The sequence below is a fragment of the Rhizobium sp. 01L410 genome, assembly GCF_056400165.1.
Genome location: NZ_JBFTST010000001.1, coordinates 358,675 through 374,001, shown reverse-complemented (window position 1 = coordinate 374,001; position 15,327 = coordinate 358,675). Strand labels below are relative to the sequence as shown.

Here is a 15,327-nt window from a genome sequence, read left to right as displayed (position 1 = left end):
CCCGCTCGTGGCCTTTTCACACGCTCTCAGGTGGCAGGAAGCGGTTCGCTGATGACGACGAAATTGGCGCAGGAATGCTCGACATTGGCAATGCGGATGCGCAACTCGCGCCGCGATGTCAGCAGGAAGAGAAACACCTTCTTGGCGCGCTGTGCCCGCCGCAGGATCTCTTCGCCGCCAAACAGCAGGCCGTCACGCTCGCCGAGTTCGAAGGCCACGTGCTCGCTGTAATTCTCGTCCGTAATGGTGATCGTCCCGAGACCCGACAGCATTGTGAGCATTCCTCATCATGAGGAATGACTTTTGTCGAAGTCCTAATTTAGTGCAACACGGTGTTCCGGTTTTCCACGGCGATGTTGGGGCAGGCAAGCGTGATTTTCAGCCATGATCTATCCACGCGCCACGCCGGTTAAAGCGTGCGCGCCCACGCTCGCACATTGATCCCGTTCACTCAGAACTTGACGCCGACGCCGATCATGATCGTGTTCTGGTTCAGATCGAAATCACCGCCCGCCGCACCGCCGAAGTTGCCGCTGCCGTAGTCGGTATAGCGATATTCGCCGCGGGCAAAGATATTCTGGGTGAAGGCGTAGTCGATACCGGCGCCGATCGTCCAGCCGTTCAGCGTGTCGGAAACATCTGAAGCCCCGGTCGGATGACCTTCTGCCCGGGCGATCGCCCAGCCGGCCGTTCCGTAGAGCAGGGCGTTGTCGAAGGCATATCCGACGCGGGCGCGGACCGAACCCTGCCATGTCGTCTCGACGGAGCCAAAGGCCGTGTCCTCTTCGTTCCAGTTATGGAGGACATCGCCTTCGACGCCGATTACCCAGTTATTGTCGAACTGGTAGTTGTAGCCGGCAAAGCCGCCCAGGATCCCGCCGTTGGCGTCGACATTGGATGCACCGTCAGGATCGAAGGTCGTCCAGCTATAGCCACCCTCGGCACCGATATACGGGCCAGACCAGGTGAAAACCGGCGTTATCGCCTCCGGTTCGACCGGCGCAGGCGGTGGTGTCAGGTCCGCGGCCTGGGCTGATATTCCCGCCAGCGAAGCAGCAAGAACGGTGAGAATAGCGAATTTCATATTCGGTCTCCCTAAATTGCATGACTGTTAGATAGGTAGCCCCGGGCCAAAAGTCTCTAGCCCTTTCGATCACAAATGCCTGCGCGCCGCGCAGGCGGCGGATCCACCATTGACAGTCCTTTGAAAACGCGACAGTTTCCCGCCCATTCCGAGGGGAGCATCTGACGATGCTGAGATGGCGCTGAGCTGGACCCTTGAACCTGATCCGGGTCATGCCGGCGTAGGAACGGAACAAGATGCCGCCGGTATCTCCCTTCGTCTTCGCTTTGCCTGGATCTCCATTGCCGTCTGGAGATCGCTTAGCCATGTCTGTTCTGCTGCGCTCACGCCCCTCAGCTTCCACTGAGGCCTGACGATGCGCCCACTCAATGCTCTCTATGGCGCGGTGTTGCTCCTTGCGATCTGGCAGGGGGTCATCTGGCTGTTTGCGCCGGCGCATTTCATCCTGCCTTCGCCGCTGGCGGTCGCTTCGGTCTTTGTGCGGCAGCCGCTGTTCCTGCTGGGGCAGAGCCTGACGACGGCGCTCGAAATTGTGCTGGGATTCCTCTGCGGAGCGATCTCAGGCGCGGCGGCGGCCTTTGTGCTGTCGGCTTTTCCGGCCGCCGGGGTGCTGGTCTGGCCGCTGGTGCTGATCCTGCAGGCCTTCCCGGTCTTTGTGCTGGCGCCGATCCTGGTCATTTGGCTCGGCTTCGGCATGGCCTCCAAGGTCGCCATGGCAACAATCATCATCTTCTTTCCCGTCGCTTCGGCTTTTGCCGACGGGCTGCGCAGGACCGAGCGCGATATCCTCGATGCCGTATCGCTGACAAATGCCAGCCACTGGCAGACGCTGGTCCGCATCCGGATGCCGCTTGCCGTTCCGGCACTCGTTTCAGGTCTGAGGATCGCCGCCCCGCTGGCGCCGCTCGGCGCCGTGATCGGCGAATGGGTCGGCGCCTCGGCGGGCCTCGGCTTCGTCATGGTCCAGGCCAATGCGCGCATGCAGACCGACATGGTCTTTGCCGCCATGGCGGTGCTGGCGGCGATGACGCTGATCTGCCGGGTGGTGGTCGACAGGCTCACCTCCGGCTGGACGCCGTGGGCAACCACTCGCTGAACGATTTTCAAACTGCACAATCATGGAGCAAACATGCTGCGTCTGATATCCGCCACCCTCCTCGCCCTTGCGGCGCTCGCTTCGCCGTCGCTTGCCAACGACAAGCTGACGGTGATGCTGGAATGGTTCGTCAACCCCGACCACGCACCGCTGGTCATCGCCGGGCAGAAGGGCCTGTTTGCCGCGCAAGGGCTGGATGTGGAGCTCATCCCGCCGGCCGATCCCTCGGCGGTGCCGCGGCTGATTTCCGCCAAGCAGGCTGATATCGGCATCCATTACCAGCCCAACCTCTACCTCGACCACGAAGCCGGATTGCCGCTGGTGCGCGTTGGCACGCTGGTCGAGACGCCGCTCAACACCGTCACCGTGCTTGCCGACGGGCCGATCAAGAGCCTTGCCGATCTGAAGGGCAAGAAGGTCGGCTTTTCCGTCACCGGATTTGAAGACGCGATGCTGAAGCGGATGCTGGAAAACGCCGGTCTCACGAAAGAAGACGTCGAGCTGGTCAACGTCAATTTCGCCCTGTCGCCATCGTTGATCGCCGGCAAGGTCGATGCCAATGTCGGCGGCTTCCGCAATTTCGAGCTGACGCAGATGAAGCTCGAAGGGCATGAGGGCAGGGCATTCTTTCCGGAAGAAAATGGCGTGCCGCCTTATGACGAGCTGATCTTCGTCACCCATCGCGATTCGATCGCCGATCCGCGCCTGCCACGCTTTCTCGCGGCCGTCGAACAGGCCTCGATCTTCATCACCAACCACCCCGAGGAAGCCTGGAAGCTGTTCGTCAAGGCCTATCCTGCTCTCGACGACGAACTGAACCGCACGGCCTTCTTCGATACGCTGCCGCGCTTCGCCAAGCGTCCCGCAGCGCTCGATACCGGCCGCTACCAGCGGTTCGGGGCCTTCATGCAGGATATGGGTTTGGTTAAGACCGCGCCCGATGTCGAGGACCTTGCCGTCGAGGTAAAATAGGCCTGTGGCGGCCCTGCCACGGCGCCGTGCAAATGTCCCCGGCCGTTAACTGAACGTTGCGGCCGGGGCCGCGCGTTAACTATTTGTTAACCACGAAGCAGCTACACCGAAGCAATCAAAAATTAACCAAGATTGCTAACGTGTTAACCGACGCACGCTCCATCCGTATCAAAGGCCGTTCGTTCCTGGCGGTCGTTTTGACGCCCGATCTGCCCTTCGATGAATGGCTGGTCCGGCTCGACGATCTGGCCAAGCGTTCGGCAGGCTTTTTCCTGGGAAGGCCGGTTGTCCTCGATGTCGCCGATCTCCAGGCGGACCGGGCTCAGCTGAAGTCGATGATCGCTTCGCTTGGCGAACGCGGCGTCCGGATCATGGGCATCGAAGGAGCGCGGCCATCGCAGCTCGACGCCACCATGCCGCCCGGCATGAGCGGCGGCCGCCCGGCACCCGATGTCGATGTCGCCGACGTGCCGCAGGCGAAGGAGCCAGCGCCGAAAGCCGAGGCGCAGATGCAGGCCGCCGCGCCCGTTCAGGTAACGCGCGCCACATTGTCATCGATGGTTCTGCACGAGCCGGTGCGCTCGGGCCAGTCGATCATCTTCCCGGAAGGCGACGTGACGATCATCGGATCGGTCGCTTCGGGCGCCGAGATCATCGCCGGCGGCTCCATCCATATCTACGGCGCGCTTCGCGGCCGGGCGCTGGCAGGTTCGGTCGGCAACTCATCGGCTCGGATTTTCTGCCGCAAGCTGGAAGCGGAACTGCTGGCGATCGACGGCATCTACAAGACGGCAGACGATCTGCCCGCCGAACTGCGCGGCCAGCCTGCGCAGCTCTGGCTCGAAAATGACGCGATCCTCGCATCGCGGCTGATTTAACGGACGAATGGTTTAGGACAGGAGAGGGGATATGGGTAAAGTCATAGTTGTTACCTCGGGTAAGGGTGGCGTTGGCAAGACGACCTCTACGGCCGCACTTGGCGCCGCTCTGGCGCAGCGCAACGAAAAGGTCGTGGTCGTCGATTTCGACGTCGGCCTGCGCAATCTCGATCTTGTCATGGGCGCCGAACGCCGGGTCGTCTACGATCTGGTCAACGTCATCCAGGGCGATGCCAAGCTCTCGCAGGCGCTGATCCGCGACAAGCGGCTGGAAACGCTGTTCCTGCTGCCGGCCTCGCAGACGCGCGACAAGGATTGCCTGACCGCCGAGGGCGTCGAGCAGGTCATCAACGATCTGAAGCGCAATTTCGACTGGATCATCTGTGATAGCCCGGCCGGCATCGAACGCGGCGCCACGCTCGCCATGCGCCATGCCGACATCGCCGTCGTCGTCACCAACCCCGAGGTCTCCTCGGTTCGCGACTCCGACCGCATCATCGGCCTGCTCGATTCCAAGACGGCGAAGGCCGAAAACGGCGAGCGGATCGAAAAGCACCTGCTGCTGACCCGCTACGACGTGACCCGTGCCGAGCGTGGCGACATGCTGAAGGTCGACGACGTGCTGGAAATCCTCTCGATTCCGCTGCTCGGCATCATTCCTGAGAGCATGGACGTCCTGCGCGCTTCCAATATCGGTGCGCCGGTGACGCTTGCCGATCAGAACACGGCGCCGGCCAAGGCCTATTTCGAAGCCGCCCGCCGCCTGGCAGGCGAAGTGGTGCCGGTTACGGTACCTGGCGAGAAGCGCGGCCTGTTCGGCAAGATCTTCGGACGGAGGGCAGCATGAACGTGTTCAACTTCTTCCAGAAGAAAAAGTCCGCTCCTGTTGCCCGCGAGCGGCTGCAGCTTCTGCTCGCTCATGAGCGCATCACGCCCGGGGCCGACCTGGTCTCGATCCTGCGCGAGGAAATCCTCGCCGTGATCGCCAGGCATGTAGAGATCGACGGCGACCGGCTGCAGGTGAAGATCGACCGCGGCGAGCATGTCTCGGTGCTGGAGATCGACGTTGAAATTCCGGCGAAGGCGGCCCGCGCCGCCTAGCGGCGCACGATCACCGACCTTGGTGCCTCGAAAGTCCTGCGCCCGCGTTTGCATCCAAAGATGACGCGGGCGTTTTCGCGGATCGCCTGTTCCCGGTCGATGCAATCGATCAGGATGATATCGGCAGGCGCGCCGATCTCGATCGGCTGCTCATCCTTGCCCATGATCCGCGCTGCCGAGGTGCTGATCATCTCGAAGGCCAGCTGCATGTCGCCGCGCCGCGAAAGCTGCGCGACATTGGCATAGAGATTGGCCATTCTCAGCAGCGATGCATCACCATAGGGCGTGAAGGGATTGAGGATATTGTTGCTGGCGATCGAGGTCAGCACCCCCTCGGACGCCAGCAGATGGGCTGGTGCCACGCCGCGCGGCACCAGCCGGTCATGACTGCGGCCATTCAGGAAGAGATCGGTGGAGGGCAGTGTCGTGACGGCAATGCCCACCGCTTTCAATTGCCGTGCGATGACAAAAACCTCTTCGGGCGCCATCGCGGAGAGGCTGGTCATGTGGCCGAGCGAGACGCGGCCCTGGTAGCTGCGGCGCACCGTCTCCTCGATCACCGCAGGCAAATTGGTCCTGTCCGGCGAAAGATCGAAATCGAGATGGAAATCGACGGCCGTGCCGTGCTTTTCCGCCAGATCGAAGATCATCCGGATCTGGCCCCGCGGATGGGGATCGATATAGGGCGCTCCGCCGACGAGGTCGGCTCCATCCGCGAGCGCCGCGTCGAGCATTTCAAGCGTCTGCGGCTCGTTTGTCAGTCCGTCCTGTGCGAAGGCGCAGATCTCGATATCGATCGCGAAGGCATAGTCGCGGCGAACCCGCTTGATCGCCTCGAAAGAGCGCATGCCGGCGCGCGGATCGATCTCGACGAAGGTGCGCATGCGCATTGTGCCGTTGACGATCGCCTTTTCGACGACGCGTGCCGCGCGGGCATAGACGTCCTTCTCGGTGAAATCGGCCTTAGCTTTCGCCGTCTCGCTGATAGCCTCGGCCAGCGTTCCCTCGCATATGCTGCAACGATCGAGGATGCAGGCCTTGTCGAGATGAACGTGGCTGTCGGTAAAACCACGGCTGGCAAAGGCGCCCTGAGCATCCGTCGTCTCGATGGCCTCGCAGACGAGGTTCGCACCGATCGCCGCGATGCGCTCTCCGGCGATGCCGATATCGACAGGCCCATCGAAAGGCTCGAGGCGCGCATCGCGGATCAGCAGATCGAAAACCGGCGTGCTCATCATCAGAGACCGATCGCCCCGCCATCGCTGCGCGGATCGTGGGCGCCGGTGATCGCCTTGTCATCACCGATGCAGATGATCCCGGCCTGGCCGCCGATCTGGCTGAGGGCATCGATGCTGCTGACCTCGTGGCCGAGCGCCCCCAAGCCTTCCAGCACCGAAGCGCCGGCATTGGCTTCGATCTTCAGACTGTCCCTGGCGTCCGAGAAGGTTCGTCCGAGCAGGAAGCGCGGTTGCGACAGGGCAGCCAGCGGGTCGAGCCCATGGTCGATGAGCAGCGACAGCAGCAGCGCCAGCGTCTGCGGCTGACCGTCGGCGCCCTGCGTGCCATAAAGCAGATGCGGGCGCCCATTTTTCAACGCCATGCCGGGGTTCAGCGTATAGAATGGCCGCTTGCCGGGTCTCAGATGGTTCGGGCTTGCCGGATCGAGGCTGAAAGCCGCACCGCGGTTCTGCCAGAGAATCCCGGTGTCACCGGCGATGACGCCGCTGCCCCAATCGAAATAGATGCTCTGCAGCATCGAGACACAGCGCCCTTCGGCATCGACGGCAGCCAGGAACGCCGTGTCGCCATGCTTGTATGGGTGCGGCCATGGTATCGCATGGCCGGGGTCGATCACCTGCGCTTTCGCCGACAGCCACTCGGGCGCCAGCAACCGCTGTGGGTCGATGGCGGCGAAGAGCGGATCGGCGATCGACGGCCGGTCGAGAAAGGCCTGCTTCACCGCCTCGACGAGATGATGATAGAAACTGGCTTCTCGATGATCGAAACTCGCCATCGCCAATTCGCCGAGCACGCCCATAATGCCGAGCGTCGTAATGCCTTGCGTCGGCGGCGGCGGGGCGAGCAGCGTCATGCCGCGGTAGGGGAGAGACAGAGGCTCCCCGGCGATCGTCCGGGTCCTGGCGAGATCGCTGGCTGTTACCGGCGACCCCGCTTCGGCGAGGCCCAAGGCGATACGGCGGGCGAGGGCGCCTTCATAGAACTCTCGTGGACCGTTCTCTGCGATGGCGCGCAGCGTTGCCGCCAGGGCCGGCTGGCGCTGGATGACGTCATCAGCAAAGAGCGCCGAAAATCCGGGCCACGACGCCAATTCGCCCTTGCGGAATTGGTGCCAGAAGCGCTGCGAAGGGCTGACAGGAAAGCCGTTCTCGGCAAGCGCGATGGCATCGTCCAGAAGGGCGGCAAGCGTTTCACTCCCGCCCCATGCCGTACCCGAATGATCGAGCAGGTGTTCCCAGCTGTCGACCAGACAGGCGCTGGTCAGCGCCGACAACGGACCGCGGAGCGGCATATCGGTCAGCGCCGGCAGATGTTCGGCCGCCTGCCCGATGCCAAGAAAGGTCGTGGCCTTGCCCGAGGCGTCGGCGATCATCCAGATCGCATCGCCGCCAAGGCCGCAGAAATGCGGATAGACGACGGACAGCGCAGCGCCCGCAGCGATGATCGCCTCGATCGCGTTGCCGCCGCGCTTCAGAGCCTTTTCTCCCGCCTCCGCCGCAAGCCAGTGCGGTGCCGTCACCATCGCCGTCTGCGAGGTCGCGTTGAAGCTCTGGCTCTGGCGGCGTCCGGCGGCCGACATCAGCGGATCACCGCCCCGCCCTGGGCCACCAGCCGGCCAGCCTTGAACACCTTGCGGTTCTTCGGCACGCTAACGACGGCCTGCGGTATGTGTGGCGCGTCCAATGTCACGAAATCTGCTTTGGCGCCGATCTCAAGCCCGTAGCCTTCAAGGCGGAGCGCCTTGGCACCCGCGGCGGTGACGACATCGAAGGCCGCGGTGAGTTCATCGTCGGTGTAGAAGCCGGAGCGGTAGCCGATGATCTCGGCCCGGCGCAGCATGTCGCCATCGCCATAGGGCCACCAGCTGTCGCGAATGTTGTCGCTGCCGCTGAAAACCGTCACGCCTGCCTTGCGCAGCAACGCGACCGGCGGAAAATTGTGGTTGCCCGGCGCGTTGGTCATGATCGAGACGCCACTCGCGGCAATCAGATCGGCAGCCTTGCGTGCTGCGTCCGGCGCGAGGTCGCCAAGGCCGTAAGCATGGCTGACCGTGACGTGACCGCCCATGCCGAGCGCCCTCGTGCGGGCGCAGATTTCCTCGATGGTGAAAAGTCCGAGTGTGCCGGCGTCATGCAGATGGATATCGATATCGACGCCGCGCTTTTCGGCAATGCCGAAGACGACGGCGAGGTGGGCCGTGACGTCGCGGTCGAAACTTGCCGGATCGAGACCGCCGATCAGGTCGGCGCCGAGGCCGATGGCGGCATCGAGCAGCTCCGGAGTGCCGGGGCTTTTCAAAATGCCGCTCTGCGGGAAGGCGACGAGCTGGATATCGATCAGATCGCGGTACTCCTCGCGAACCTTCAGAATGGTCTCCAGCGACCTCAGGCCGACCGAGCCGTCGACCATGACATGGCTGCGCATCGCCGTCGCGCCATTGGCGATGCAGAGATCGAGCTGGTTGCGAGCCCGCTCCGCCATCGGCGCGGCCTGCGCCATGTTTTCGGCCTGAAAAGCGACACGCTGGTGGACATCGAAGCCATTCGTGCAGGGCTTGTGCGGGATCCAGGCGTCGCCATAGAAGCTGGTATCGAGATGAATATGGCCTTCGACAAAGCCGGGCACGACGAGGGCGTATTCGAGATCGGCAGCCTCCACCGGTCCGGTCGCCTCTCCGGCAGGCTCCAGTGAAACGATCCTGCCGTCGGCGACGCCAATGTTCTTCAGCGAACCGTCCGGCAGCCGGGCGTTGGTAAAGACGGTTTCGATATCAGCCATCGTGTTCTTCCTTGATCTTGAGCGCCGTACCATTCCTAGCAAGCCGAGTGCCAGATGCCGTGCGCGCGCGAATGACGCAGCTTCGCAGGGCATGGCCTGCATTAGGTTTGGATGTAGCCTCTACAACATGTCTACAGAAAAGGCAAAATTATGTATACATGATTACAAAAGTGGCAGCGGCTTAAGAACTTGTGTCGCCGCTATAGCGCGCAAGAATGCTGCCGAGATCCGGGTGGTCCTCGCCTTCGTTCGCAATCAGCGCCCGGGTCTCGACCGAGATCAGATGCTCGTCCATCAGGCGTTCCGCGGCCGTCGCATCGCCGGTCTTCAAGGCGGCGATCAGGGCGGAATGTTCGCTGATGGCGCATTCGCTGGAATGCGGGCGGCTGTACATCGCCAGGATCAGCGAGCAGCGCGAGACGAGTTCGAACAGGTAGCGTTCGAGAAGGGCGTTGCCGGAAAGCGTGGCGAGCTTCAGGTGAAACTCGCCGGCAAGCCGGGTGGAAAGACGGGAATCGCCCCTCGCATGCGCCTCTTCCTCCTCGCTCACATGGCTTCTGAGCGCTTTCTCGATGGCCGGAGACCAGCGCTTGATGACCGCCTTCATCGCCTCGCGCTCGAGCGCCCGACGCACGGCAAACACATCGCGAGCCTCTTCAAGGCTGGGCTGGGCAACGGTCGCGGTGCGCTTGTGATAGGTATCGACAAGCCCCTGCGTCTGCAGCTTCGCCAGCACCGCACGAACCAGCGTCCGGCTCATCGAAAAGTGCCTGCCGATCTCATCTTCCGGCAGCTTGGTACCGGCTTTCAGCGCCTGTTCGACGATGGCACGGCGCAGCGCAAGAGTGGCGGTTTCGACGCGATCGGAATTTGAAGACATGAGGGCCTGCTGGTTGCGGATTCCTGTATACATTACTGCGCCTCTACGGATACGGCAATCGGCTGAACGGGCCGATGCCGAAACGCAAAACCCGCCGCGTCATGAGACACGGCGGGTTCGGATGTCTGCCTGAAAATGCGCCGTTGTTAGCTGCGCGGCTTCAGGTTTTCGGCGTCGTAGAGCGGCTTGTAGCCGACGCCAGCCACTTCGACCGGATAGGTTTCGGCGAAATATTCGACATTCAGCTTGCGCCCGACCTGGCAATATTCCCAGGGCAGGTAGGCGAGCGCAATGTTCTTGCCGATCGTCGGGCCGAAGGCGACCGAGGTCGTGTAGGAGCGGCGGCCGAGTTCGTCGATCAGCACGGCACCGGTTTCCGGATCCATGACCGGCATGGAACCGACCGGATAGCGCTTGACGCCCGACTTGTCGGTATTCTCGGTCATCACCAGGGTGCAGAGCATCGCCGGCTGGTGTTCGCGGGCCTTGTATTCCAGGTGCTTGGCCTTGCCGCGGAAATCGGCTTCCTTGACCTTCGGACGCGCCAGATCGCTTTCGATCAGGTTGTACTGGGTCAGAAGGTCGGCATTCTGCAGGCGCAGGCTCTTTTCCATGCGGCGTGAGTTTGCATAGGTTTCGACGCCGAAGGCCATGACGCCCGTCGAGCGCAGGGCATCCCAGACGGCGAGGCCGTCCTCGTATTTCATGTGCAGTTCCCAGCCCTGTTCGCCGACATAGGAGATGCGGAATGCGGTCACCGTCTTGCCGGCGATTTCGATCGGCTTGATGGCGGCGAAGGCGAAGTTTTCGGCATCGAGGCCCGAGGGATCGGCAACCACCTTCTTCAGCGTCTCGCGGGCATTCGGGCCCCAGATGCCGACGGTGATGTACTTCTCCGCGACGTCGGTGATGGTGACATCGAGGCCGCGGTCCTGCGCAACGCGCTTCATGTAGTGGAAGTCGCGCGGGCCGGCATCGGCGCCGTTGATCAGACGGCAGCGGTCGGCCATGCGGATGACGGTGAAGTCGGCGCGAACCATGCCCTCGTCGTCGAGGAAGTGGGTGTAGATGCCCTTGCCGATATTGGCGTCGCCACCGATCTTGGCGGCGCAGAGCCATTCGAGGAGCTCGACATGATCAGGCCCTTCGATGTCGACCATGTGAAAATGGCTGAGATTGACGATGCCGCAATCCTCGCTCATCGCCAGATGCTCGGCATTCGAGACGCGCCAGAAGTGGCGGTTGTCCCATTCGTTTTCGCGAACCGGCACGCGGTCGGCGTATTTTTCCAGGAGGTGTTCGTTGGCGGCGTAGCCATGGGCGCGCTCCCAGCCGCCGAGCTCCATGAAGTAGCCGCCGAGTTCCTTTTCGCGCTCGTAGAAGGGTGAGCGCTTGGCGTTGCGGCCGGATGCATAGGGTTCGCGGGTATGAACGGCCGGGAAGTAGATCTTCTGCGCGGCTTCGTAGCAGCGTCCCTCGATGAACTCTTCCGTCAGTTGATGCGGATAGAAGCGCGCGTAATCGATCGAGTTGTGGTCGATCTCGGTGCGGCCGTCGGTCATCCAGTCGGCGATCAGCTTGCCGTAGCCCGGGCCGTCCTTGACCCAGATGGCGACGCAATACCAAAGACCGCGAACCTTCTGGCTCTCGCCGCAGGAGGCGCCGCCGCCGGCCGAAACCTGTAGCAGACCGTTGAAGGAGTGGCCTTCGTTGTAGCCGAGTTCGCCCAGGATCGGCGTCAGTTCCATGGCGCGCTCGAGCGGCTCGATGATCTGTTCCATTTCCAGGTCGCGCTGCGAGGGCGAGAGGCGTGCTTCGTGCTTTTCGAGCAGGTCGCGCGGATGGCACATGCGCGGATTGGTGGTCTCGTAATAGCCCCACTCGATCTGGCCGCCTTCGGTGGTCGCCGGGTCGCCGGTGTCGCGCATATAGGCGGAGTTGCCCTGGTCGCGCAGCAGCGGGAAGCCGATTTCCTTGCCGGTGCCTTCGAATTCGTTATAGGGGCCGAAAAAGGTCAGCGGGTGATCGACCGGCATCACCGGCAGGTCTTCGCCGACCATTTCTGCGATCAGGCGGCCCCAGAGGCCGGCGCAGACGATGACGTGATCGGCCATGATGGTGCCGCGATGGGTGACAACGCCCTTGATGCGGCCGCCTTCAACGATCAGCGACTTCGCCGGCGTATTGCCGAACATCTTCAGCTTGCCGGACTTTTCGGCCGCATCGACCAGCTTGCCGGCAACCGTCTGCGAGCGCGGGATGACGAGGCCGGCATCGGGGTCGAACATGCCGCCCTGAACCTGATCTTCCTCGATCAGCGGGAACATTTCCTTGATCTCGGAGGGCGAGACGTAGCGGGCGTTGGTGCCGAAGGCCTTGGCGGAGCTCAGCTTGCGCTTAATCTCTTCCATCCAGGTGTCGTCGCCAGTGCGGGCAACTTCCAGACCGCCGATACGGGCGTAGTGGCCCATCTTCTCGTAGAAATCGATCGAATACTGCGTCGTCCAGACGCTGAGATAGTCGTGGCTGGTGGTGTAACAGAAGTCGGAGGCGTGCGCCGTCGATCCGATATCGGTCGGGATCCCCGATTTGTCGATGCCGACAATGTCGTCCCAGCCGCGCTCGATCAGGTGATGAGCGATCGAGGCGCCGACGATGCCGCCGAGACCGATGATTACGACTTTAGCCTTGCTTGGAAATTCCGCCATCACTTGAACCCTTGAATCTTGGTGCGCCGAATCTAGTACAGGCCGAAACGGCACTACAGTCGATCCACGACAATAAGATGTAGCGATCCGCCAAGGGGCTTGTCTATTCGAGACGCGAACCCGCTGGCTCTTTTGCGACATCTCTGCACGATGCAATGGCATTTGTTTCGAAGAGCGATATGTTGAACGAAGCGCCACCCGGCGGGCGGCGCGTGATGCATGAGTTCAGGCAGGGAGGAGCCCTTCTCATGAAATCCGATGATCCGGTCGTCGTCGTCAGCATGGCGCGTACGCCGATGGGTGCCTTTCAGGGCGACTTCAAGGATGTCAGTGCAAGCGAGCTTGGCTCGGCGGCCATCCGTGCCGCGATCGCGCGCGGCGGCGTACAGGCAGAGGATATCGGCGAGGCGCAGATGGGCTGCGTCCTGCCTGCCGGGCAGGGGCAGGCCCCGGCGCGCCAGGCCGCCCTTGGCGCCGGTCTGCCCTATGCCTGCGGCGCGGTGACCGTCAACAAGGTTTGCGGCTCGGGCATGAAGGCGGCGATGATCGGCCACGACGAGATTGTCTCCGGGAGCCAGAGCGTCGTCATCGCGGGCGGCATGGAAAGCATGACCAATGCTCCCTATCTGCTGAAGCGCGCCAGAAGCGGCTATCGCATGGGGCACGGCACGATCCTCGACCACATGTTTCTCGACGGTCTTGAGGACGCCTACGACAAGGGCCGGTCGATGGGTGCCTTTGCAGAGGAATGTGCAGAGGCCTATCAATTCACCCGCGCGGCGCAGGATGCCTACGCCGTTTCCTCTCTCGACAAGGCGAAGCGGGCCGTCGATGGCGGGCTCTTCGATGCCGAGACGGTGACGATTGAGGTGAAGTCGGGAAAGGCGAGCCGCGACGTCCATCGCGACGAACAGCCGGGCAAGGCCGATCCGGCGCGTATTCCCTCTCTGAAGCCCGCTTTTCGTGACGACGGAACGGTGACGGCAGCAAGCTCGGCCTCGATCTCGGATGGCGCCGCCGCATTGCTGCTGATGCGCCGCTCTGAAGCGGAACGGCGCGGGCTTTCGCCGATTGCCGTGATTGCCGGGCACGCGACGCATTCGCAGGCGCCGCGCCTGTTTACCACCGCACCTGTCGGCGCGCTGCAGCAGCTTTCGGAGCGGACCGGCTGGGCGCTCTCCAGCGTTGATCTCTTCGAGATCAACGAAGCCTTCGCTGTCGTGCCGATGGCGGCCATGCACGATCTCGGCCTGCCGGCTGAAAAGATCAACATCCATGGCGGCGCCTGCGCGCTCGGCCATCCGATCGGCGCCTCCGGCGCCCGCATCATCGTCACGCTGCTGGCGGCGATGCAGCGCCACGATCTGAAGCGCGGCATGGCCTCTCTCTGTCTCGGCGGTGGCGAGGCGACAGCCATGGCTTTCGAGCGGATCTGAGGGAGGCGCCCATGCTGCTCAACGAGACACAGATCCAGATCCGCGACATGGCGCGTGCCTTCGCGCAGGAGCGGCTGGCGCCGGGTGCTGCCCGCCGCGATAAGGAGCATCTTTTCCCGCGTGACGAACTGCGCGAGATGGGCGAGCTCGGTCTGCTGGGCATGCTGGTTTCCGAGGACTATGGTGGTTCGGATACCGGGGCGGTGGCCTATGCGCTGGCGATCGAGGAAATCGCTGCCGCCGATGGCGCCTGCTCGACGATCACAAGCGTGCACAGCTCGGTCGGCTGCGTCCCGATCCTGCGGTTTGGCAGCGATGCCCAGAGGCGTACGTTCCTGCCGAAGTTGGCATCGGGTGAATGGATCGGCGGTTTCGCGCTGACCGAACCGCAGGCCGGCTCCGATGCCGCCAACCTGAGAACAAAGGCGGTGCGCGATGGAGACTTCTATGTTCTCGACGGTACCAAGCAGTTCATTACGTCAGGCAAGAATGGCAACCTGATCATCGTCTTTGCGGTCACCGATCCTTCGGCGGGAAAGAAGGGCATCACTGCCTTCATCGTGCCGACCGATACGCCGGGATACGAAGTCGTGCGCGTCGAGGACAAGCTCGGGCTGCATGCCTCCGATACCTGCCAGATCGCCTTTACCGGCATGCGAATAACGGCGGACCAGCGGCTGGGTGGGGAAGGCGAGGGATACCGGATCGCGCTTGCCAATCTCGAAGGCGGCCGCATCGGCATCGCCGCCCAGGCCGTCGGCATGGCGCGCGCGGCGCTCGAAGCGGCGCGAGATTATGCCCGTGAGCGCATCACCTTCGGCAAGCCGATCGCCGAGCATCAGGCCATTGCCTTCCGGCTGGCGGAGATGGCGACCAAGATCGAAGCGGCGCGTCAGCTGGTGCTGCATGCCGCAGCGCTCAAGGAAGCCGGCGAGCCCTGTCTCTCCGAAGCATCGATGGCCAAGCTCTTCGCATCCGAGATGGCTGAGAGCGTCTGCTCCGCGGCGCTGCAGATCCATGGCGGCTATGGCTATATGTCCGACTATCCAGTCGAGCGGATCTATCGCGATGTCCGCATCTGCCAGATCTACGAGGGGACCAGCGACGTGCAGAAGATGGTGATCGCCAGAAACCTGTGACGGCTGCTGCCGCGCA

Annotated in this window: 14 protein-coding genes and 1 riboswitch; of the genes, 7 read left to right on the top strand and 7 right to left on the bottom strand. The window is 62.9% G+C overall.

What is annotated here, in order from left to right:
• Window positions 1-26 precede the first annotated feature (26 nt).
• Window positions 27-272: a hypothetical protein gene (locus tag AC1DV9_RS01730; RefSeq protein ID WP_112388602.1), complete on the bottom strand. Its 246-nt coding sequence runs from the start codon at window positions 270-272 to the stop codon at window positions 27-29.
• Between the two features lie 179 nt (window positions 273-451).
• Window positions 452-1,084: an outer membrane protein gene (locus AC1DV9_RS01725; RefSeq protein WP_112388601.1), complete on the bottom strand. Its 633-nt coding sequence runs from the start codon at window positions 1,082-1,084 to the stop codon at window positions 452-454.
• A gap of 141 nt (window positions 1,085-1,225) precedes the next feature.
• Window positions 1,226-1,328: riboswitch (TPP riboswitch) on the top strand.
• Window positions 1,329-1,439: 111 nt separating this feature from the next.
• On the opposite strand from AC1DV9_RS01725, the gene AC1DV9_RS01720 reads away from it, so the two are divergent.
• The 5 genes from AC1DV9_RS01720 to minE all read left to right on the top strand — a co-directional run bounded on the left by AC1DV9_RS01720 (window position 1,440) and on the right by minE (window position 5,131).
• Window positions 1,440-2,180, top strand: a complete 741-nt coding sequence (locus AC1DV9_RS01720; protein ID WP_477945825.1) for an ABC transporter permease — start codon at window positions 1,440-1,442, stop codon at window positions 2,178-2,180.
• Window positions 2,181-2,213: 33 nt separating this feature from the next.
• Window positions 2,214-3,152, top strand: a complete 939-nt coding sequence (locus AC1DV9_RS01715) for an ABC transporter substrate-binding protein (RefSeq protein WP_477945823.1) — start codon at window positions 2,214-2,216, stop codon at window positions 3,150-3,152.
• A gap of 131 nt (window positions 3,153-3,283) precedes the next feature.
• A complete protein-coding gene (gene minC, locus AC1DV9_RS01710) occupies window positions 3,284-4,030 on the top strand; it encodes a septum site-determining protein MinC (protein ID WP_477946351.1) in 747 nt (248 codons plus the stop codon).
• A 31-nt stretch (window positions 4,031-4,061) separates the two neighbouring features.
• On the top strand, window positions 4,062-4,877 hold the full coding sequence (gene minD / locus AC1DV9_RS01705; RefSeq protein ID WP_112388598.1) for a septum site-determining protein MinD: 816 nt from the start codon (window positions 4,062-4,064) through the stop codon (window positions 4,875-4,877).
• Window positions 4,874-5,131 carry a cell division topological specificity factor MinE gene (minE, locus tag AC1DV9_RS01700; protein WP_112597048.1) on the top strand — a complete coding sequence of 86 codons (258 nt, stop codon included), beginning with the start codon at window positions 4,874-4,876 and terminating at the stop codon, window positions 5,129-5,131. The genes minD and minE overlap by 4 nt, the downstream gene beginning before the upstream one ends.
• Here minE and AC1DV9_RS01695 read toward each other — a convergent pair.
• The 5 genes from AC1DV9_RS01695 to AC1DV9_RS01675 all read right to left on the bottom strand — a co-directional run bounded on the left by AC1DV9_RS01695 (window position 5,128) and on the right by AC1DV9_RS01675 (window position 12,736).
• The gene (locus tag AC1DV9_RS01695) at window positions 5,128-6,369 is read right to left on the bottom strand and encodes an amidohydrolase family protein (protein ID WP_477945821.1); all 1,242 of its coding nucleotides are present in this window, start codon (window positions 6,367-6,369) and stop codon (window positions 5,128-5,130) included. The two genes, minE and AC1DV9_RS01695, sit on opposite strands and share 4 nt — an antisense overlap.
• A complete protein-coding gene (locus AC1DV9_RS01690) occupies window positions 6,369-7,949 on the bottom strand; it encodes a gamma-glutamyltransferase family protein (RefSeq protein WP_477945819.1) in 1,581 nt (526 codons plus the stop codon). The genes AC1DV9_RS01695 and AC1DV9_RS01690 overlap by 1 nt, the downstream gene beginning before the upstream one ends.
• Complete coding sequence (locus AC1DV9_RS01685) at window positions 7,949-9,148, bottom strand: amidohydrolase family protein (protein WP_477945818.1); 1,200 nt, start codon at window positions 9,146-9,148, stop codon at window positions 7,949-7,951. The genes AC1DV9_RS01690 and AC1DV9_RS01685 overlap by 1 nt, the downstream gene beginning before the upstream one ends.
• 181 nt (window positions 9,149-9,329) lie before the next feature.
• Window positions 9,330-10,028 carry a GntR family transcriptional regulator gene (locus tag AC1DV9_RS01680; RefSeq protein WP_477945816.1) on the bottom strand — a complete coding sequence of 233 codons (699 nt, stop codon included), beginning with the start codon at window positions 10,026-10,028 and terminating at the stop codon, window positions 9,330-9,332.
• Window positions 10,029-10,174: 146 nt separating this feature from the next.
• The gene (locus AC1DV9_RS01675) at window positions 10,175-12,736 is read right to left on the bottom strand and encodes a GcvT family protein (protein ID WP_112388595.1); all 2,562 of its coding nucleotides are present in this window, start codon (window positions 12,734-12,736) and stop codon (window positions 10,175-10,177) included.
• 248 nt (window positions 12,737-12,984) lie between these two features.
• Between AC1DV9_RS01675 and AC1DV9_RS01670 the strand changes: the two genes are divergently transcribed.
• Window positions 12,985-14,172 (top strand): acetyl-CoA C-acyltransferase, encoded by a 1,188-nt coding sequence (locus tag AC1DV9_RS01670; RefSeq protein ID WP_442208601.1) that lies wholly within the window; start codon window positions 12,985-12,987, stop codon window positions 14,170-14,172.
• 11 nt (window positions 14,173-14,183) lie between these two features.
• Window positions 14,184-15,311 carry an acyl-CoA dehydrogenase family protein gene (locus AC1DV9_RS01665; protein ID WP_442208602.1) on the top strand — a complete coding sequence of 376 codons (1,128 nt, stop codon included), beginning with the start codon at window positions 14,184-14,186 and terminating at the stop codon, window positions 15,309-15,311.
• The last annotated feature ends 16 nt before the right edge of the window (window positions 15,312-15,327 follow it).